We start from the raw sequence: 18,957 nt of genomic DNA, 5'->3' as shown, positions 1-18,957 counted from the left end.
CCGACGGGCTGCGGGCAGGCCCCCGCCGGGGGGACGGACGCGGTAAGGGGCGTCCGCCATGGCGGACGCCCCTTACCCATGCGCCGAACCGACGCGCCGACTGATCAGTTGCGGCTGCCCCCGAGGGAGTTCCCGCTCAGCCCGCCGCCGCCCATGCCGAACTGTCCAAGCACTCCGGACGTCCGCAGGTGCTGGGGCGGGAGCAGCTCGCTCGGCTGCACCAGGACGTGCCCGGTACCCCCGAAGTGCATCTCCCAGCCCTCTCCGGTGGAGCCCCTGCGGCGCCACACGGCGGAGGTGGAGGTCGGCGCCTGGAGCTGGGTACGCAGCGAGGTGGACCAGGCGATGACGGCGTCCGAGTCGACGCAGATGTTCTTCTCCGGCGTCACTTCCAGAGCGAGCGGCGCACCCGAGGTCATCAGGACGACCTTGCCGCCACCGGACAGCTCCAGGTTGTACGCCCCGGCCGAGGCCACCTCGACGGCGCTGTCCACCGCGACGATGCCGACGTTCAGGGAGCCGTCGAAGGCGAGGACCGCGGAGGAGTCGACGGTGATGCCTCTGCCGACCTCCATGATGTGCAGGTACTGCGCGAAGTTGGCGAGATACACGATCCCGTTGCCCTTGCAGCGCATGAGTTCGAGCCGCTCGCCCGTCATCCGCTCGGCGTTGCGCCAGCTGCGGTTGCGGTACTGGCTGTCGAAGTCGACCTGCCCCTCGAAGGCGACCATCGCGCCCTGGCGGGCCAGGACGGGACTGCTGCCGATGGTGACGTCGGTCTTGAGCAGCTGTGGGTTCTGCAGTGTGTAGCGCTCGGTGTGGTTCACCGGGATGTGCGCGAAGAGTGTGCTGTGCATGGTGTGCTGTTCTCCTCTCAGCCCCGGTCAGCCACGGATCTTGAAACGGTCGCCGGTGTCCTCGCTGGGCTGGACGACCACGAAGCCCCGCCCCTTGAAACCGATCTGGAAGGCCTCCCCGCTGCCCCGGCCGATGAGCGCACTGGCCTTGATGGTCCGGCGGGCCTTCATGTCGAGGCCGTCGGTCCAGGCGATCAGCGCGTCCGGGTCGACGTACGTCTCCCGCTCGGCGCAGTCGAGGGAGATCGGCACGCCCCGGCTGACCAGGGCGACCCATCCGGTGCCGCGGACCACGAGGTTGGTGAGGCCCGAGCCGGAGAGCTTGGCGAGGCCCTTGACCGGCTCGATGGTGAGCTGGAGGGAGGCGTCGCAGGCCAGCAGGGTGGGGCCGTTGACGGACAGTGCCTCGTTGTTCAGGTGGAGGATGAGGACGTCACCGCCGTAGTCGGCGAGGTACAGCTCCCCGTCGCCCCGGCAGAGCATCAGCTTGCCGCCCTCGCCGGTGACCATCTCCTCCGCGCTACGGCGAAGCGTGGCGGGCGGGCCGTCGAACTGGACGTAGCCGTCGTACGCGATCATCGAGCCGGCCTTGGCCAGCAGGTCCTGACCGCTGACCATGGTGACCTTGAGCGTCTTGGAGCTGTGCACGCTCATGCGGGCGCCGGTGGACGTGGAGCGGTGCGCGTTGAGTGTCTGGAGGTCCATGCTCTGCCTCACACCTCGAAGGGCTGGACGACGACGAAGTTGCCGGGGGCACCGCGGAACTGGAGGTTCACGGCCTCCTGGGTCTGCCGGGCGTACCCGGAACGGCGCAGCCTGAGCGAGGTGGTGGTGACGGCCTGCGCGCCGGCGGACCAGGCGATGACGGCGTTGCCGTCGACGTAGGTGGCCGGACCGACGGGCAGAACTACGGGAATGCCGCGGGTCTTGACGACGACCGCTCCCGTGCCGGAGAAGAGCATGCTGAAGAGACCGCCGCCGGGCAGGCCGGCGCCCTCGATACGGCGGATCTCGGTGTCGAGCGCCTCGTCGAAGGCGAGGACGCCGCGCGCGCTGGTGTAGAGCTGCTCGTTCTCCAGGCGGATGACGAAGAGGTGGCTGCCCTCGTCCGCGAGGAACACCTCGCCGTCTCCGGAACAGCGCATCAGGGCCATGCCCTGTCCGGTGAGCTGGCCCGTCAACTTGCCGAGCAGGCCGGAACCCTTGTGGGCGAAGTCGATGTCGCCCTGGTAGGCGACCATGCTCCCCTGCTTGGCGAGGATGTTGGCACCCTTGGTGAGCGTCGTCCGCACGAGCTGCGGGTTCTGCTCGGTCCAGCGGTCTCCGACGGGAGCCTCGGAGTACTTCGTGAGGACGACCCGCAGTCCCGCCTCCGGAGGCACGGGCGCGAGCTGCGTACCGCCACCGAAGGGCTGTGCCTGCCCCGGGAAGGCCCCGGGAGCGCCGGGGGGCGTGAACGGGCCGCCTTGCGGAGCCGCGCCAGGAGGCGTGAAGGGTCCGGCTTGGGGCGGGGCGCCGGGCGGAGTGAAGGGCCCACCCTGCGGCGGGGCGCCGGGCGGAGTGAAGGGACCGCCCTGCGGTGCGGGTGCGGCCGGGGGCGGAACGGTGCCGCCGGGCTGCGTGTTCAGGGGCGCGACGATGGTGGGCGCAGCGTGCACGGAGGGCGAAGGCGCCGGGGGCGCGAACCCCTGCGCGGGCGCGGGGGCCGGAGCCGGAGCGGCAGGGGCAGGGGCAGGGGCACCGAACGCGGGCGGGGCGAAGCCGGGTGCTGCGTCGGCCTGCGGCTGCTGTGGTGCGGCGGCGGGTTCCTCCTCGGCGACCTCGCCGCCGAAGTTCTTCAGCAGCGCGTCGAGACCGCCGTCGAAGCCCTGTCCGACGGCCGCGAACCGCCACACGTCCTTCAGGTAGAAGTCGCCCAGCATCACGGCGCGCTCGGTGGAGAACTCCGAGCCGTCGAACGGATACCGGGCCACCTCCTCGCCACCCGCGACGATGCGGACGTAGCCGGGGGCGATCTGCGACATCTGTCCGTTGCCGTCGACCGTCGCCGTGAAGGACAGCTTCTGGATCTGGGGCGGGATCTTGTCGAGAGTGACGCGGAAGGACTCCGTGTCGCCGGACTGCGCACCCAGGAGCTGGATCGACTCCTCGGGGGTCTTCGGCTGGTTGAAGAAGACGAAGTAGCGGTCGTCCGACAGCCGTTCGTCGGCGTCCAGACCGAAGCAGCTGATGTCGAAGGTCAGCCCGGGGCCGGAGATCTGTACACCTACATACAGATCCGTACCCGCGGTGAGGTCACTGATCTTGGCCTTGTGGCCGCGTTGGAATTCCCTGGCCATGCGTAACGACCGTCCCCCATCCCGTCCCGAAAGTGCGTACGCCTGCGAGTGCGTCGCGCCAGGCTAACCGCAAAGTCCTGAGGCGTACGAGGCCGGTACAGAGCCGGTACAAAAGCGCGACTTCGGTCACCGGTCCCACAAACGCACACACGCGCGCGTGAAGTGCCCGTTTCACGGCACTCGCCCCACGCCGCAGGCCGTGGCAGCCTTCACGCCGCAGGCCGCGACCCGGGTTCCACCGGACGGCCACGCGGGCGTTACTCGTCCCGCGCGACCGGCGGATGCGGCAGCCGGTCGGCGGCAACCACCCCTTCGAGGTAGCCACGCGCACGCTCGGTACGCGGATACGCCTCCAGCAGCTGCCAGAACCGAGGCCCGTGACCTGGTACGAGCAGGTGTGCGAGTTCATGGAGGAGGACGTAGTCGACGACGTACTCGGGCATGCCCTGCAGCCGGTGCGAAAGACGGATGCTGCCCTCGGCCGGGGTGCACGAGCCCCAGCGGGTGTTCTGGTTGGTGACCCAGCGGACCGCGGTGGGCCGGGCGCGCCCCCCGAAGTACTGGTCCGAGAGCCGGGCGGCGCGCTCCGCCAGTTCGGCGTCACCGAGGCGCCGTTTGCTTTCCTGCGCGGCCAGCTTGTCGAGCATGACGGTCACCCAGCGCTGCTCCTCCGCCTCGGACATCCGAGCGGGAATGAGCACGACGGTGCGGTCGCCCTCGCGGTACGCGGAGACCGTTCTGCGCCGTCGCGCGCTCCTGCGGACCTCGATCGCGCTCGCCCGCGAGCCGCTCGGCGGCTGGCTCGTCGTGCTGCGCTGTGGCTTTCCGGCGCGGTGCAGTGGGTCGGCGGGCACGCCCCGACGTTACCCGCTGCACACGGGGGAAGTCCCGTCTCCGGGACGGTTCGATATCGATCCGCACTCCGAGCGCCTGATTTGTACGACGAATGCCGTCGCCTGTGGACAACTCTCGACAGGCTTCGTCTCGGTCCGTGCATGCTGGCACTCGTCGGCGGACCAGGCACTCGCACCGTCGACACACGGAGACTCATCTCTGGCTTCGGGGGCCGATCATGCATCCGATGGTGAAGCCCGCGCTCCGGCGCGGCTGGCGGGATCTCAACACCGTGCAGTTCGGTCTGGCACCGGCGCACGCCATGGTGCTGGGCCCGATGGACACGGCGACAGGCAGTTTCCTCGCTTTGCTCGACGGCACCCGCGGACTGCCGCTCCTGCGCGACGAGGGGCGCCGCATGGGCCTGCCGGACGGTCATGTGGACGGTCTGGTGGACCGCCTGTCCCGGTCCGGCCTGCTGGACGACGCGACGGGCGGCGGTCCGGCCGCGGACGACCTGCGCGCCAAACCCGGGGTCCTGGACCGGCTGCGCCCGGACGCCGCCACGCTCTCTCTGATCGCGCCCGAGCCGGGCGACGCCATGAAGCGTCTGGCCGCCCGCCGGTCACTGAGAGTGCAGGTACGGGGCGCTGGGCGCGTGGGGGCGGTGCTCGCCTCCCTGCTGTCGGGGGCAGGCATCGGTGAGGTCGAGGTCCGCGATGTCGGCAGGGTCGAGCCAGGGGACGTCTCGCCGGGCGGCCTGCCGGCCGAGTCGATCGGCGAGCGCAGGGACATGGCGGCACGCCGAGCCGCTCGCCACGCGGCGCCCGACCGCCCGCCCCGGCGCCGCCGCGGCCCCCGGCCGCCTGCGGGCCCGTCCGAGGACCTGCCGCTGGACCGCCTCCGCGAGGAGTCCGGGTTCTCGCTGGTGATCCTCGCCCCACGCACCGGTGTCGACGTCCACGCCCCCAAGCCCGATGCCGCCGAGCCGCTCATCGCGTCGGGCACACCACACCTCTATGCCGGTGTGGTGGAAGGCACAGGTGTGGTCGGCCCCCTGGTCCTGCCCGGCGAGACGGGCTGCGCGGGCTGCCTCGACCACAGCCGTGCCGACCGCGACGAGACCTGGCCGCGGCTGGTCGCACAGTGGCGATCCGGTCGCCCCCACCAGCTCGAGGCCTGCGATCTGGCTCTGGCCACGACCGTCGCCGGGCTGGCCGCGGGACATGCGCTCGCGTTCCTCGACGGGCAGACGCCGTCCAGTGCGGGCGCCCGCTGGGAGGTCTCGGTGCCGGGGTTCGACTGGCACCCCCGCCCGGTGTGGCCGCACCCGGCGTGTGCCTGCTCGGCAGCTGAAAAAGATGCCGCCGGGAAAGGTAACGGGGAACACACCGCAAAGGACGGGGAGGCGCACGAGACAATGGCGGGGCATCAGCGGTCAACGAGGTTGTCCCGCAAGGCACACGCGGCACGGCCTGCTGGGACTTGGAGGGCGCATGTCTGATCTTCCCCGGAAGGCGGTCACCCGGACCGCCAAGCTCGCCGCGCTTCCGCTCGGCATCGCAGGCCGGGCCACCTGGGGACTCGGCAAGCGAATCGTCGGCGAGTCGGCGGAGCTCGTGGGCCGAGAACTCCAGCAGCGCACGGCGGAGCAGTTGTTCAAGGTCCTGGGCGAGCTGAAGGGCGGCGCGATGAAGTTCGGGCAGGCCCTGTCCGTCTTCGAGTCGGCGCTCCCCGAGGAGGTCGCGGGCCCCTACCGCGCGGCCCTGACGAAGCTCCAGGACGCGGCACCCCCGATGCCGACCCGGACGGTGCACTCCGTATTGGAGGAGCGTGTCGGAAAGGACTGGCGGGAGCTGTTCCTGGAGTTCGAGGAGAAGCCGGCCGCCGCGGCCTCGATCGGTCAGGTGCACCGCGCGGTGTGGCACGACGGCCGTGCGGTCGCCGTCAAGGTGCAGTACCCGGGCGCGGGCGAGGCGCTCCTCTCGGACCTCGGCCAACTCAGCCGGTTCGCGCGCCTGTTGGGCCCACTGATCCCCGGGATGGACATCAAGCCGCTCATCGCGGAGCTGCGGGACCGTGTCTCCGAAGAACTCGACTACGGTCTGGAGGCCCAGGCCCAGCAGGCACACGCGGAGGAGTTCGCGGGTGATCCGGACGTCGTGGTCCCGGCCGTGGTGCACCAGTGCGAGCAGGTGCTGGTGACCGAATGGATGGAGGGCACGCCCCTCTCCGAGGTGATCACCGACGGCACACAGGAGCAGCGCGACCGGGCGGGCCAGCTGCTGACCCGCTTCCTCTTCTCGGGCCCGGCCCGCACCGGCCTCCTGCACGCGGACCCGCATCCGGGCAACTTCCGCCTCCTGCCGGACGAGAAGAGCGGCTGGCGCCTCGGCGTCCTCGACTTCGGCACGGTGGACCGTCTGCCGGGCGGCCTGCCGACCCACATCGGTGAGTCCCTGCGGCTGACCATCGAGGGCGAGGCCGAGGCGGTCTACGAGATGCTCCGCACGGAAGGCTTCGTGAAGGAGTCGATAGACCTGGACCCGGACGCGGTCCTCGACTATCTGCTTCCCATCATCGAGCCGGCCAGGGCCGACGAGTTCGCCTTCGCCCGCGGCTGGATGCGCAGTCAGGCCGCCCGCATCGCCGACCCCCGCTCCCCCGCCCATCAGCTGGGCAAGCAACTGAACCTGCCCCCGTCCTACCTCCTCATCCACCGGGTGACCCTGAGCACCATCGGCGTCCTGTGCCAACTCGGCGCGACGGTCCGGATGCGCGACGAACTGGAGGAGTGGCTGCCAGGCTTCCTGTACGAAGAGGAGGAGGACGAGTCGGTCGCGGAGGCGTAGCGGTTCGAGCAGCGGCGGCTCGTCGGCTGTCTCCGCGATCCGGGTCAGGAGCGCGGAGCCAGTCCGAGGACGGGGCTCACCACCAGGCCGAGTCCAGCCGGCCTTCGATCGCCCGTAGGTTCTCACGGGCGCAGGCCGCGCAGAAGTAATGCCGTGCGCCGTTCTCTACGGAACAGATCCACAGGGGTTGAGGGGTTTCGGCGGTGGTGCCGCAGCGGGCGCACATGAGGGTCTGGGGTTCTCCGGCTGGGCTGCCGTGGTCGCTGTCCCCGGAAAGACTCGTCACGCGGCGACGATATCGGCGCAGCCGACGGATCCGTCGTCACCACGCACCGCGGGGGCCGGTCCGCTCGGACCGGCCCCCGCGGGGAGCCACTGCTATGCATGGTTGTGGTGTGCCTGACCAGGCTGGTTCATGCCGGTTGCCGCGCTGCGGCTACTGCATGACCGCCATGGCGAGCGCACGGCGGGCGCGCATCGAGGCGCGCTCGGCCCGGCGCTGCATCCGCTGAGCGACCGCAAGGCGCATGGCCCGGCGTTCCTGCTCGGCCTGGTGCAGGCGCTCGTGCATATGCGCACGAGCCAGGGCTTCTGGCATGAGATGCATCTCTCGGGTCCTGTTCTGGCGCGAGTCGTTCGCACCGGTGGTGGTGAAATCCGGAGTCGCGGAGCCGACGGGCTCGCTCGTGGACGGCTTCATCGGGGCCTGCTTCTTGGGGTCGTGCGTGAGAGGGCGGTCGATCGTTCCGGTGATGTTCATGCCGTGACCGGGTTCTTGCGCGGGCGACCACGAGGCCGCTTGCGGGCCACGACGACACCCTGGACGAAGAGCTCGCCACCCCAGACGCCCCAGGGCTCACGCCGCTCCTTGGCGCCGGCGAGGCAAGCCTCCATCAGCGGGCAGGTGCGGCAGAGGGACTTGGCGTACTCGACGTCGGCCGGCGACTCGGCGAAGAAGACCTCCGGGTCGTAGGAACGGCAGGGGACGGGTACGCCGAGGTTCTCGATGGCGTCGTCGAGCGCGGTGAGCGCGGTGAGCGGGGTCAAGGTGGAGTCCTCCGTGAGGCCGGGCGGGGGGATCGTTTCGGAAGGCGGTACGGACGGGGCGTGCGCTTCGAGTTGCACGGTTGGTCTTCCTCGTCTGGTCGTTCCGGCCTGTTGGCCGGTGGCGGCTGGTACCGGGTTCTTTTCTTGTCCCGAGGCCCCTTCGCTCTGCAGCCCCCGGTCGGGGACAAACAGAAGGGCCGCGGATCCCGGGTGGGGTTCCGCGGCCCTGAAGGCGCCGGCCTGATCGTCGATCAGGCTGGATCACTCCAGGGTTCAGGCCCACGGAAGGCCCACATCAGGTGGTGCTGCGTCGTCTGCTTCCGGAATCCGGCACCGGCCGCCGCAAAGGCATAGGCATGCGCCTGTGCCGTTACTGCTGCTTCCAGTGCCTTGGTCGGTCGCTCATTGCGCTCACGGACGGGAAGACCCGCCAGAGACACGGAGGACGCCGGACGGCCGCCACTGATGGCGGACAGACCGGTGCCCAGGTTCGAGACGCCGAGCATGCACAGGGAGACGGCCGAGCGATCGGTCATTTTGACCGGGCTGATGAAGCTGGTGTTGATGCTGATCACTGGACTCGCCTCCTCTCGGCGTCTTTGGGGACCGGCGTGAACCAATCCGACGGGTATGAAGTACATCACGAAACCAGGGCCTTCGAGAAGGCCGCTGCTCTCGTGCCTAAGAACCTATGGGGATTGCTGGGGCATGCGCAAACTATTTTTTCGACGAGTTCGTATCAGTCGTTCTCGTCCTCGTACCCAGGCTCCCGACCTGCGCAGATGTCGAGAACATCGGCGCCGTACCGCTGCAGCTTACGAGCGCGAACGCCGGGGATGCGACCGAGTTCAACCGGAGTACTCGGCCCCGCTTCCGCGATCGCCATCAGCGTCCGGTCGGTGAAGACACAGAAGTCCGGTTGGCCGCTGCGCTGTGCCTGGACCGCGCGCCACTCGCGCAGCCGCTCGTAGAGGCCCTCGTCCATGTCGGAGGGGCAGTCCTCGCAGCGCATCAGCTTCATGTCGCCGGCGTCCCGCAGGGTGCGTCCACAGACACGGCAGCGTGCCGGGGTCCGGCTGGTGCGGCATGGAGCCACCTCGGCGTCGCCGCCCGCGCGGTCACTCGTCCGGCCCCCCGCCGAGCCCAGTTCGACGCCCCCGGGGCCGCCCGTGCCGGTCCGGCCCGCCGTCGCGGTGGATCCGGGGCGCAGGCCGTTGAGGAAGCGGCTGGGGCGGCGGTTGGGGCGACTGCCGGGCGCCCGGGACAGGGCCCAGGAGACGGAGAGGTGTTCGCGCGCTCGGGTGACGCCCACGTAGAGGAGTCGTCGCTCCTCCTCGATCTGTTCGTCCGTTCTCGCGTAGGTGATCGGCATCATGCCCTCGGCGACCCCCACCAGGAACACGACGTCCCACTCCAGGCCCTTCGCGGAGTGCAGTGAGGCGAGGGTGACGCCCTGGACGGTCGGGGCGTGCTGGGCGTTGGCCCGTTCGTCGAGTTCCGCCACCAGGTCGCCGAGCGTGGCGTCGGACCTGGCCGCGGCGAAGTCCTGGGCCAGGTTCACCAGGGCCGCAAGGGACTCCCAGCGTTCCCTGACCGCGCCGGAGCCCGCCGGTGGTTCACTTGTCCACCCCTCGCCGGACAGCACGGCCCGTACCTGTGAGGGAAGGTCGACAGCGTCCTCGAGAAGGGTGTCGTTGCCGCCGAAGCGGGCGGCGGCTCTCAGCGCGGCCCATGCCTTGCGCACCTCGGGGCGGTCGAAGAACCTTTCCGCGCCGCGCAGTTGATAGGGCACTCCGGCGTCCGCGAGGGCCTGCTCGTAGGTCTCGGACTGGGAGTTCGTGCGGAACAGGATGGCGATCTCGCTCGCGGGGACACCGGAGGCGATGAGAGCGCGGATGCGGCGGGCGGCGCCCTCGGCCTCGGCGGGCTCGTCGGTGTACTCGGTATAGCGCGGTTCGGGGCCCGGTGGGCGCTGGGAGATCAGTTCGAGGCGATGGTCGGCGGCGCGGCCGCGGGCCTGGGAGAGCAACCCGTTGGCGAGGTGGACGACCTGCGGGGTGGAGCGGTAGTCGCGGACGAGCTTGACGACGGTGGCCCCGGGGTGGCGGTGGCGGAAGTCGAGCAGATGGTCGGGAGTTGCGCCAGTGAACGAATAGATCGTCTGGCTGGCGTCGCCCACGACGCACAGGTCGTCCCGGTCGCCGAGCCACAGCTCCAGGAGGCACTGCTGGAGGGGACTGACGTCCTGGTACTCGTCGACGACGAAGTGCTGGTACTGGGAGCGGACCTGCTCGGCGATGTCGTGGCGGTCCTGGAGGATGCCGACCGTGAGCAGGAGGACGTCCTCGAAGTCGATGACGGCGCGCTCGCGTTTGAGGTCCTCGTACATCGTGTAGATCTGGGCGATCTCGGCCGGGTCGCGGGGGGCCTCGCGGCCGTGCTTGGCGGTCGCGGCGGCGTAGTCGGCGGGGATGGTCCGGGTGACCTTGGACCACTCGATCTCGGCGGCGGTGTCCCGCAGCTCGTTGCGATCGAGACGGATGCGGCACGCGGCGGCCGCGTCCGCGACGAGTTGGATCTTGCGGTCGATGATGCGTGGCATGCCACCGCCGACGGCCTTCGGCCAGAAGTACTGGAGCTGGCGCAGCGCGGCCGAGTGGAACGTCCGGGCCTGGACTCCGGCGGCGCCGAGCTGGCGCAGGCGCCCGCGCATCTCTCCGGCGGCGCGGTTGGTGAAGGTGACGGCCAGCACGCTGGCGGGCTGGAGCATCCCGGCACGCACGCCGTAGGCGATGCGGTGGGTGATCGCCCGGGTCTTGCCCGTGCCGGCGCCCGCCAGCACGCACACCGGACCGCGCAGGGCGGTCGCCACCGCGCGCTGCTCGGGGTCGAGCCCTTCGAGCACCGCGTCGGCCGAGTCGGGGACCCGCGGGAAGAGGGTGGAGTGCGTTGCTGCTGTCACACGGCCATGCTGCCAGGTCGCCGGAGACGGCTGAGCAGGTTGTCCACAGGCAGGCCCTCGCGGTCGTACTAATGCGGCAGGCGCCCCCGCGTTCCGGTGGGGCCGGGTGTGCCGGCTGCGGTGGTGGACGCCACCCGCGTAAGGGAATGGCGGGCCTGGCGCGTACGTTCCACTCACTGCGACCACGCACCCCTCAGACCGTGAAGGAGCGCCAGCGATATGCCGGGCACTGTGACGATGTACAGCACCACGTGGTGCGGCTACTGCCGTCGGCTGAAGAGCCAGATGGACCGCGAGGGCATCACGTACAACGAGATCAACATCGAGCACGACCCGGAGTCTGCCGCGTTCGTAGAGAAGGCGAACGGGGGGAACCAGACGGTCCCCACCGTCCTCTTCCCGGACGGTTCGACGCTCACGAACCCCTCGCTGGCGCAGGTCAAGCAGAAGATCGGCGCATAACCGCGGACGAGTCCTAGCCGATGTGACCTCGCGTCGGGAGGGGCTTGCCGTACCAGAGTTCGATCAGCCGGGCCGCGATCGAGATGCCGTAGGGAGGCAGGACCTCCCCGGACTCGAACGCGGCCCGCAGCTCTTCTCGGGAGAACCAGCGGGCCTCGTGGATCTCGTCCCCGTCGACGTCCACGGTGGTCGAGGTGGCGCGGGCCATGAAGCCCAGCATGAGGCTGGAGGGGAAGGGCCAGGGCTGGCTGGCGATGTACTCGACCTGACCGACAGTGATGCCGACCTCCTCGTGGACCTCGCGCCGCACGGACTGCTCGATGGACTCACCGGGCTCCACGAAGCCCGCGAGCGTGGAGAAGCGGCCCTCGGGCCAGTGCACCTGGCGGCCGAGCAGGATGCGGTCCTCGTCGTCCGTGACCGCCATGATCACCGCCGGGTCCGTGCGCGGGTAGTGCTCGGCGCCGCAGGCCTGGCAGCGGCGGATGTGGCCGGCCGCCGCGATGACCGTGCGCTCGCCGCAGCGGGAGCAGAAGCGGTGGGTGCGCTGCCAGTTCTCCAGGCCGACCGCGTGCACCATGAGGCCCGTGTCGCGCGGAGACAGCAGCATGCCCGCCTCGCGCAGTCCGGCCGGGCGCGCGGACTGGTCCATGCGGCCGGGCAGCGCGTCCTTCTGAAGTGCGAAATAGCTCACACCGTCGGCGTCGGTGCCCAGGAAGTAGCGGTGTGCCTCGGTGAGCGGGGCCTCGAAGGAGGGGATCATGACGAGTTCGGTGGTGCCGTCAGGGGTCTCGTCGATGAGGACCTGACCGCCGGAGACCACGAAGCAGCGGGTCGTGGGGTGGCTCCACGCCGCCGCGAGCCAGGCCTCGTCGAGGCGGTGGTGGGCAGCCCGGTCGATGCCGCTGGGGGCGGTGAGCGCGATGGGTCGGTCGGCGGTGTGGTCGGTCCAGGTGGTCACGGGTGCTTCCAACTCCCCCGGTGAAACGGTTGATTGGGCGGGCGGTGCGGCGGGGCGTGCGGTGGGCGGGTGCGCTGGGGTGTGCGAGGCCTTCTTCAGTGTGCCTCGCGGCCGCCTCGGGCCAGTTCGCCCCAGAGGTATGCGCTGGTCTCGACGCCTTTGAGGAGCAGGTCGAGTTCGACCTTCTCGTTGGGGGCGTGCCAGCCGTCGGAGGGGACGGAGATGCCCAGGAAGAGCACGGGTGCGTCGAGGACTTCCTGGAGGTCGGCGGCGGGACCGGAGCCCCCCTCGCGCGTGTGGCGGACCGGCTGCTGGAAAGCACGCCCCATGGCCCGCACGACCGACCGCAGGGCCGGGTGGTCCAGGGGCGTCAGGCAGGGGCGGGTGGAGCCGCTGAACGTGATCTCGTGGCGGATCCCGGCGGGGATCCGCTCGGCGGCCCAGGCGGTGACGGCCTTCTGGATGTGGTCCGGGTCCTGGCCGGCGACCAGGCGGAAGGACAGCTTCACCATGGCGGAGGACGGGATGATCGTCTTGCTGCCCGCGCCCTGGTAGCCGCCTCCGATGCCGTTGACCTCGGCGGTCGGGCGGGCCCAGACGCGCTCCAGGGTGGTGTGTCCGGCTTCGCCGTGCGTCGCCGTGGATCTGGCCGTGCGCAGCCACCGCTCCTCGTCGAAGGGCAGTTCGGCGAAGAGTTCGCGCTCGCGGTCGGTGAGTTCGACGATGCCGTCGTAGAAGCCGGGGATCGCCACGCGCGCGTGCTCGTCGTGGAGGGCGGCGACGAGACGGGCGACCTCGGTGGCCGGGTTCGGTACGGCGCCGCCGAAGGAGCCGGAGTGGATGTCCTGGTCGGGGCCGTACAGCTGGATCTCGCACTCGGCGAGGCCACGCATGCCGGTGCACACGGTAGGGGTGTCCTCGGCCCACATGCCGGTGTCGGAGACGAGCACCGCGTCGGCGGCGAGCCGCTCGGCGTGCTCCTCGACGAGGGCGCGGAAGTGCGGTGAGCCGGACTCCTCCTCGCCCTCGATCAGCATCTTCAGGTGGACGGCGGGGGCGGTGCGGCCGGTGGTGGCGAGGTGGGCGCGGACGCCGAGTGTGTGGAAGAACACCTGCCCCTTGTCGTCGGCCGCCCCGCGCGCGTGGAGACGGTTTCCACGGATCACCGGCTCGAACGGCTCGGTGTCCCAGCCGTCCTCGCGCGCCGCGGGCTGTACGTCGTGGTGCCCGTAGACCAGGACCGTGGGGGCGTCGGCGTCCTCGGAGGGCCACTCCGCGAAGACGGCGGGGGCGCCCGGCGTCTCCCAGATCTCGGCGGTGGGGAACCCGGTCTCCCGGAGCTTGGCGGCCAGCCAGTCGGCGCTGCGTCGTACGTCCGTCGCGTGCTCGGGCTGGGCCGACACCGACGGGATGCGCAGCCATTCCACGAGGTCGTCGAGGAAGGCGGCACGGTGGTTCTCGACGTACGTACGGACGACGCTGACGTCGCTGTCAACGGGCTGGCTCATGCCCACGAGCCTATCGGCCCGCACCGACATGCTCGTCCGGCGGTTCGTCCGTGACCGTCCCCGACCCGTCCGGCGACGACTCGGGCCCCTCTGTGGCCGAAACCGGTCTCCCGTCGGCGTCGGGCTCCTCCAGGAGCAGCCGCTCCAGTGCGTCCCGGTCGGGGAGGTTCTCGGGCCGTACGACCTCCCCTGTACGGACGTACAGGAAGGCTGCGCCGACGGACTCCAGCGGCGCACCCTGCTGCTCGGCCCAGGCGAGCCGGTAGACGGCGAGCTGGAGCGGGTCGGCGGTGCGGGTGCGGCTGGTCTTCCAGTCGACGATCTCGTAGGTCGTCGTCCCGTCGCCGTCGCTCTCCCGGTAGACGGCGTCGATGCGGCCGCGTACGACGCGTCCGGCGATGCCGAGCTGGAAGGGTGCCTCCACGCGGTACGGCGTGCGGTGGGCGTACGGGGTGTGTTCGAAGGCCTCCTTGAGGGCCTCCAGGTCCCGTTCGTCGGCGATCTCGGCCTCGCTGCCGGGCAGGTCCTCGGGCTCCAGCATGGGCAGCCGGAGCGCTTCGAAGCGAGCCTCGACCCAGGCGTGGAAACGGGTGCCGCGACGGGCCGCGGGCTGCGGGGGGCGTGGCATGGGGCGCGCGAGCTCCTGGGCGAAGCCGTCCGGGTCGGCGGCCAGACGCATCAGCTGCGAGGCGGTCAGCGAGGCCGGCAGGGGTACGTCGGTGACCTTCGCGCGGGCCCGCATGAGCTCTCCGGCGAGGGCGTCCAGGTCGCGGTCCCAGGAGGCGACGGTGCGGGCTTCCTCGGGGGTGAGTCCGGACGCGGCGGGGTGCCTGCGGGCGTGCGGCACGGCCGGCGTGCGCGCGTTCGGTGCGGCGTGCCCCCCGCGCGCGTGGGGGGCCTGTGCGGGGCGGTTCGGCGACCAGGAGTGCCAGTCGCCGGTGTCCTCGTCGTGGATGCTCTCGGGGATGTCCGCCGGGAAGCCGTCCTCCTCCTCGTAGGAGACGTCATCCGGGAAGCCGTCCGGGAAGTCGTCGTCCTCGTGGAGGGCCTCCTCGTCCGGCGGAGGTGGCCAGTCCGGATCGTCGTAGGAGTGAGGGTCCGGGCGCTGGGCGGCGTCCGGATACGTGTCCTCGCGGGAGGCGGCCCGCTCCAGGTGGGCCAGTACGGTCTCGGCGGCCGCCCGGCGGCGCATCAGGGCCGTGTCGTCGAGCGGCAGGGGCCAGGCGTGGTCGGCGGCCGCATCGTGGAGGGCGGGGTTCTCGGCGTCCTCCTCGGGTTCGTCGGCCCAGGCCTCGATCTCGCCGTGTCCGGCGACGCAGTGGTCGTACAGGGCCTTGAGGAAGCCGGACGGCCCGCGCGGGCGCTTCTGGGAAGGGCCCCACCAGTGGCCGGAGCCGAGGAGCAGGGAGCGGGGGCGGGTGAACGTGACGTAGCCGAGGCGGAGTTCCTCGGTGTGCTGGTGGTCCTTCATGGCCTCCTGGAAGGCCTTCAGACCGCGCGCGTCCCAGGCCTCGACGTCGGGAAGGGTGTCGGCGTCGCCGCGCAGCTCGTGGGGCAGGACCTTGCCCTGGGCGGTCCACTTCTCCCGGCCCTGGGTACTGGGGAAGGTGCCGGTGACCAGGCCGGGGACGGCGACGACGTCCCACTCCAGGCCCTTGGACCTGTGGGCGGTGAGCACCTTGACGGTGTTCTCGCCGCCCGGCAGGGCGTTGTCGAGGCCCTTCTCATACTGGGCGGCCGTACGCAGGAAGCCGAGGAAGGCGAGCAGTGTGGCCTCTCCGGCGCTGTTGGTGGCGAAGGAGGCGGCGATGTCCAGGAAGTTGGACAGGGTCTCGCGACGGCGGGCGGCGAGCGCGTGCGGGGAGGCGGAGAGTTCCACCTCCAGGCCGGTGACGGCGAGCACCCGGTGGAGGACGTCCATGAGCGGGTCGGCGAGCGAGCGGCGCAGGTCGCGCAGTTCGGCGGCGAGCCGGGCGAACCGTACGCGCGCGTCCGGCGAGAACGGCAGCCCGTCGTCCTCCCCTTCGGCTTCGAGCGGGAGCTCCAGAAACGTGTCCAGCGCGTCCGCCAGCGAGATCACCTCGGACGGGTCGACACCCTCGACGGCTGCGGCGAGCCGGCGGTCCGGGTCGTCGTCACCGTCCACGCGCGCGTGGGAGACGAGCAGCCTGGCGCGGCGCCCCAGGAGGGCGAGGTCGCGTGGGCCGATCCGCCAGCGCGGGCCGGTGAGGAGGCGGACGAGGGAGGCGTTGGCGCCGGGGTCCTGGAGGACTTCGCAGACGGCGACGAGGTCGGCGACCTCGGGGAGGTGGAGCAGCCCGGAGAGGCCGACCACCTCGACCGGGACGTCACGGGCGACGAGCGCGCCCTGGATCTCGGCGAAGTCGGTGGCCGTGCGGCACAGGACCGCGATCTCGCCGGGTTCCTTGCCGGTGCGCACGAGGTGGGCGATCGAGTCGGCGATCCAGTCGAGTTCCTCGGCGTGGGTATTCAGCAGGGCGCAGCGGACCACGCCGTCGCCTTCGGCTCCTGGGGCGGGCCGGAGGGCCTCCACGCCCGCGTGCATGGCCCGCAGGGGCTGCGCGAGTCCGTTGGCGAGGTCGAGGAGACGGCCGCCGCTGCGACGGTTCTCACTGAGCGCCTGGCGGGTCGCGGGGCGGCCGTCGGGGTGGGCGAAGTGCTCGGGGAAGTCGTCGAGGTTGGCCACCGAAGCTCCACGCCAGCCGTAGATGGCCTGACAGGGGTCGCCGACCGCGGTCACGGGGTGGCCGGTGCCGCCGCCGAACAGGCCCGCCAGCAGGACGCGCTGGGCCACCGAGGTGTCCTGGTACTCGTCGAGCAGGACCACCCGGAACTCGTCCCGCAGGATGCGCCCCACCTCGGGGAGCCGGGCGAGGTCGGCGGACAGGGCGATCTGGTCACCGAAGTCGAGGAGGTCCCGCTCGCGTTTTGCCGCGCGGTAGCGGCCCACCAGTCCGGTGAGTTCACGCCGGGCGGCAGCGGCCTCGGGGACCTTGCGGAGGTCCGCGTTGGTGAGCTTGGCGCCCTCCAGCTCGCGCAGCAGTTCGGCGTCGTACGCGCGCAGGTCCTCGGGTCGTACGAGGTGCTCGGCGAGTTCGGAGTCGAGCGTCAGCAGGTCGCCGACCAGGTCCGGGAAGGAGCGGGTCAGTGCCGGGTACGGGCCGGGGGACTCCCTGAGGACGCGCGCGGCGAGCTGGTAGCGGGTGGCGTCGGCGAGGAGCCGGGAGCTGGGTTCCAGGCCGATGCGCAGGCCGTGGTCGGTCAGGAGGCGGCCCGCGAAGGCGTGGTACGTGGAGATGACCGGCTCGCCCGGCGGGTTGTCCGGGTCGATCACGTCCGGGTCGGTGATGCCCGCTCTGACCAGGGCCTTGCGTACGCGCTCGGCGAGTTCGCCGGCCGCCTTGTTGGTGAAGGTCAGGCCGAGCACCTGCTCGGGGGCGACCTGTCCGGTGCCGACCAGCCACACCACGCGCGCGGCCATCACCGTGGTCTTGCCCGACCCGGCTCCGGCCACGATCACCTGCGGGGCGGGCGGCGCGATGATGCAGGCCGTCTGCTCCGGGGTGAACGGGATGCCGAGGAGCTCCTTGAGCTGCTCGGGGTCGCTGATACGGGCGGACATTCCAGAGAGGCTAGCGCCGGCCACTGACATTGATACTCGTAAGCGGGTTCCGGTGGTCGTGGCTCTGCCACTGACTGACACCCTGCTGGGTTGTCTTCCGGCTGTACCGTCCGGCTGCCGGGGCCCGTTCTCCATGGCTCCGGCCAGGTGGAACATGACCTGATAGGAGCTTGGTCAGAAGCCCCCTCAATGTCCTGTCTGCCCCACCCGGCCGGTGCCGCCTCCGGCTAGGAAGGCATCTCCAGCATGACATCAGCGGGCACAGCAGACATGGCCGGCCAGTGGGTGTTCGGCGGCGTGGACTCCCATGCCGACACCGTTCATGTCGCGGTCGTCACCGGCAACGGCGGCCATCTCGCCGACGCCGAGTTCCCCACCACCTCCGCCGGATACGCGGCAGCCCTCGCGTTCCTGTCCGCACACGGAGACGTGGCCGCGATCGGCGTCGAAGGCACCGCGTCCTACGGAACGGGTTTCACCCGCGCCGCCCGCGCCGACGGTCTGACCGTCATCGAGGTCAACCGCCCCGACCGGGCCGAACGCCGCCGCAGCGGCAAGTCGGACCCCATCGACGCCTACGCCGCCGCCCGCGCCGCACTCTCCGGACGCGCATCGAGCGCACCCAAGGACGAGACCGTCACCGGCATACGAGCCCTCCACAACGCCGCCCGGTCCACGGTCAAAGCCCGCACCGCCGCCATGAACCAGATCGGCCACATCCTCATCGGCGCCCCCGACACCATCCGCGCCCGTTACCGGGCCCTCGGCGGCAAACCGCTGATCGACACCCTGGCACGCCTGCGTCCCACTGGAGACGCCGTCCACACCGCCGTCCTGACCGCCCTGAAGAGCCTCGCCCGACGCGTGAAGGCCCTGGCCGCCGAGCACGACGACCTCACCGCCGCCCTCGACGACATCGTCGCCGGACACAATCCGGGCCTGCGGGCCGCCTACGGCGTCGGCCCCGACACCGCGGCCCAGCTGCTGATCACCGCCGGCGGCAACCGGGACCGCCTGCGCACCGAGGCGTCCTTCGCAGCTCTGTGCGGCGTCGCCCCCGTGCCCGCCTCCAGCGGCAAAACCAACCGTCATCGCCTCTCACGAGGCGGCGACCGGGCCGCGAACGCGGCCCTCTACCGGATAGCCCTCGTCCGCATGTCCAGCGACCGCCGCACCCGCGACTACGTGGCCCGCCAAACCACAGCAGGCCGCACCAAGAAGGAGATCATCCGGCTCCTCAAACGGGCCATCGCCCGTGAAGTGTTCCGCTACCTCACCACCACAGTCACGGTCCCCGACATCGCGGACCTGCGGCCCGCACGCCAGGCCAAGAACATCACCCTCACCGCCGCCGCCCACCACTTCGGTGTCTGGCCCACCGTCATCTCCGGCATCGAACGCGGCACACGCCGCGACGACGACCTCGCCAACGTCTACCGCGACTGGCTCACCACTGCTTGACAGCCAATAGGAGCTTCAGCGGGTGCCGGGT

The 18,957-nt window shown here is 71.0% G+C and carries 16 protein-coding genes; 4 read left to right on the top strand and 12 right to left on the bottom strand.

The genetic code is table 11. From position 1 onward, the window contains the following. Positions 1 to 104 precede the first annotated feature (104 nt). The 4 genes from OG272_RS32620 to OG272_RS32605 form a co-directional block, all read right to left on the bottom strand. A complete protein-coding gene (locus OG272_RS32620) occupies positions 105 to 857 on the bottom strand; it encodes an AIM24 family protein (RefSeq protein WP_326577687.1) in 753 nt (250 codons plus the stop codon). A gap of 27 nt (positions 858 to 884) precedes the next feature. Further along, complete coding sequence (locus OG272_RS32615) at positions 885 to 1,562, bottom strand: AIM24 family protein (RefSeq protein ID WP_326577688.1); 678 nt, start codon at positions 1,560 to 1,562, stop codon at positions 885 to 887. An 8-nt stretch (positions 1,563 to 1,570) separates the two neighbouring features. Then, a complete protein-coding gene (locus OG272_RS32610; protein WP_327727902.1) occupies positions 1,571 to 3,196 on the bottom strand; it encodes a TerD family protein in 1,626 nt (541 codons plus the stop codon). 257 nt (positions 3,197 to 3,453) lie between these two features. Then, a complete protein-coding gene (locus OG272_RS32605) occupies positions 3,454 to 4,050 on the bottom strand; it encodes a M48 family metallopeptidase (protein ID WP_326577690.1) in 597 nt (198 codons plus the stop codon). 218 nt (positions 4,051 to 4,268) lie between these two features. Between OG272_RS32605 and OG272_RS32600 the strand changes: the two genes are divergently transcribed. After that, complete coding sequence (locus tag OG272_RS32600; RefSeq protein WP_326577691.1) at positions 4,269 to 5,534, top strand: TOMM precursor leader peptide-binding protein; 1,266 nt, start codon at positions 4,269 to 4,271, stop codon at positions 5,532 to 5,534. Then, positions 5,527 to 6,882 (top strand): AarF/ABC1/UbiB kinase family protein, encoded by a 1,356-nt coding sequence (locus tag OG272_RS32595; RefSeq protein ID WP_326577692.1) that lies wholly within the window; start codon positions 5,527 to 5,529, stop codon positions 6,880 to 6,882. The genes OG272_RS32600 and OG272_RS32595 overlap by 8 nt, the downstream gene beginning before the upstream one ends. Before the next feature lie 76 nt (positions 6,883 to 6,958). On the opposite strand, the gene OG272_RS32590 is transcribed toward OG272_RS32595, so the two are convergent. The 5 genes from OG272_RS32590 to OG272_RS32570 form a co-directional block, all read right to left on the bottom strand. Continuing rightward, the gene (locus tag OG272_RS32590; protein ID WP_327727903.1) at positions 6,959 to 7,168 is read right to left on the bottom strand and encodes a hypothetical protein; all 210 of its coding nucleotides are present in this window, start codon (positions 7,166 to 7,168) and stop codon (positions 6,959 to 6,961) included. A 150-nt stretch (positions 7,169 to 7,318) separates the two neighbouring features. Further along, positions 7,319 to 7,642: a hypothetical protein gene (locus OG272_RS32585; protein ID WP_326577694.1), complete on the bottom strand. Its 324-nt coding sequence runs from the start codon at positions 7,640 to 7,642 to the stop codon at positions 7,319 to 7,321. Next, positions 7,639 to 8,007 carry a WhiB family transcriptional regulator gene (locus tag OG272_RS32580; protein WP_005480495.1) on the bottom strand — a complete coding sequence of 123 codons (369 nt, stop codon included), beginning with the start codon at positions 8,005 to 8,007 and terminating at the stop codon, positions 7,639 to 7,641. The genes OG272_RS32585 and OG272_RS32580 overlap by 4 nt, the downstream gene beginning before the upstream one ends. Positions 8,008 to 8,180: 173 nt before the next feature. Continuing rightward, complete coding sequence (locus OG272_RS32575) at positions 8,181 to 8,504, bottom strand: hypothetical protein (protein WP_326577695.1); 324 nt, start codon at positions 8,502 to 8,504, stop codon at positions 8,181 to 8,183. 164 nt (positions 8,505 to 8,668) lie between these two features. Further along, the gene (locus OG272_RS32570) at positions 8,669 to 10,891 is read right to left on the bottom strand and encodes an ATP-dependent DNA helicase UvrD2 (protein ID WP_327727904.1); all 2,223 of its coding nucleotides are present in this window, start codon (positions 10,889 to 10,891) and stop codon (positions 8,669 to 8,671) included. Between the two features lie 219 nt (positions 10,892 to 11,110). Between OG272_RS32570 and OG272_RS32565 the strand changes: the two genes are divergently transcribed. Further along, positions 11,111 to 11,353, top strand: a complete 243-nt coding sequence (locus OG272_RS32565; RefSeq protein ID WP_086758502.1) for a mycoredoxin — start codon at positions 11,111 to 11,113, stop codon at positions 11,351 to 11,353. A gap of 13 nt (positions 11,354 to 11,366) precedes the next feature. On the opposite strand, the gene nudC is transcribed toward OG272_RS32565, so the two are convergent. The 3 genes from nudC to OG272_RS32550 all read right to left on the bottom strand — a co-directional run bounded on the left by nudC (position 11,367) and on the right by OG272_RS32550 (position 17,465). Further along, positions 11,367 to 12,314 carry an NAD(+) diphosphatase gene (gene nudC / locus OG272_RS32560; protein WP_326577697.1) on the bottom strand — a complete coding sequence of 316 codons (948 nt, stop codon included), beginning with the start codon at positions 12,312 to 12,314 and terminating at the stop codon, positions 11,367 to 11,369. A 95-nt stretch (positions 12,315 to 12,409) separates the two neighbouring features. Continuing rightward, a complete protein-coding gene (locus OG272_RS32555) occupies positions 12,410 to 13,822 on the bottom strand; it encodes a dipeptidase (protein ID WP_327727905.1) in 1,413 nt (470 codons plus the stop codon). A 10-nt stretch (positions 13,823 to 13,832) separates the two neighbouring features. After that, positions 13,833 to 17,465 carry a UvrD-helicase domain-containing protein gene (locus OG272_RS32550; RefSeq protein ID WP_327727906.1) on the bottom strand — a complete coding sequence of 1,211 codons (3,633 nt, stop codon included), beginning with the start codon at positions 17,463 to 17,465 and terminating at the stop codon, positions 13,833 to 13,835. Positions 17,466 to 17,711: 246 nt separating this feature from the next. Between OG272_RS32550 and OG272_RS32545 the strand changes: the two genes are divergently transcribed. Next, entirely contained in the window at positions 17,712 to 18,926 is a 1,215-nt protein-coding gene (locus OG272_RS32545; RefSeq protein WP_405893262.1) for an IS110 family transposase, read from the top strand. Positions 18,927 to 18,957 lie beyond the last annotated feature (31 nt).

Source organism: Streptomyces sp. NBC_00104, from assembly GCF_045160825.1.
Lineage (GTDB): Bacteria > Actinomycetota > Actinomycetes > Streptomycetales > Streptomycetaceae > Streptomyces.
Note: the sequence above shows the minus strand (reverse complement) of the source record. Positions and strands in the feature narration are given on the sequence as shown.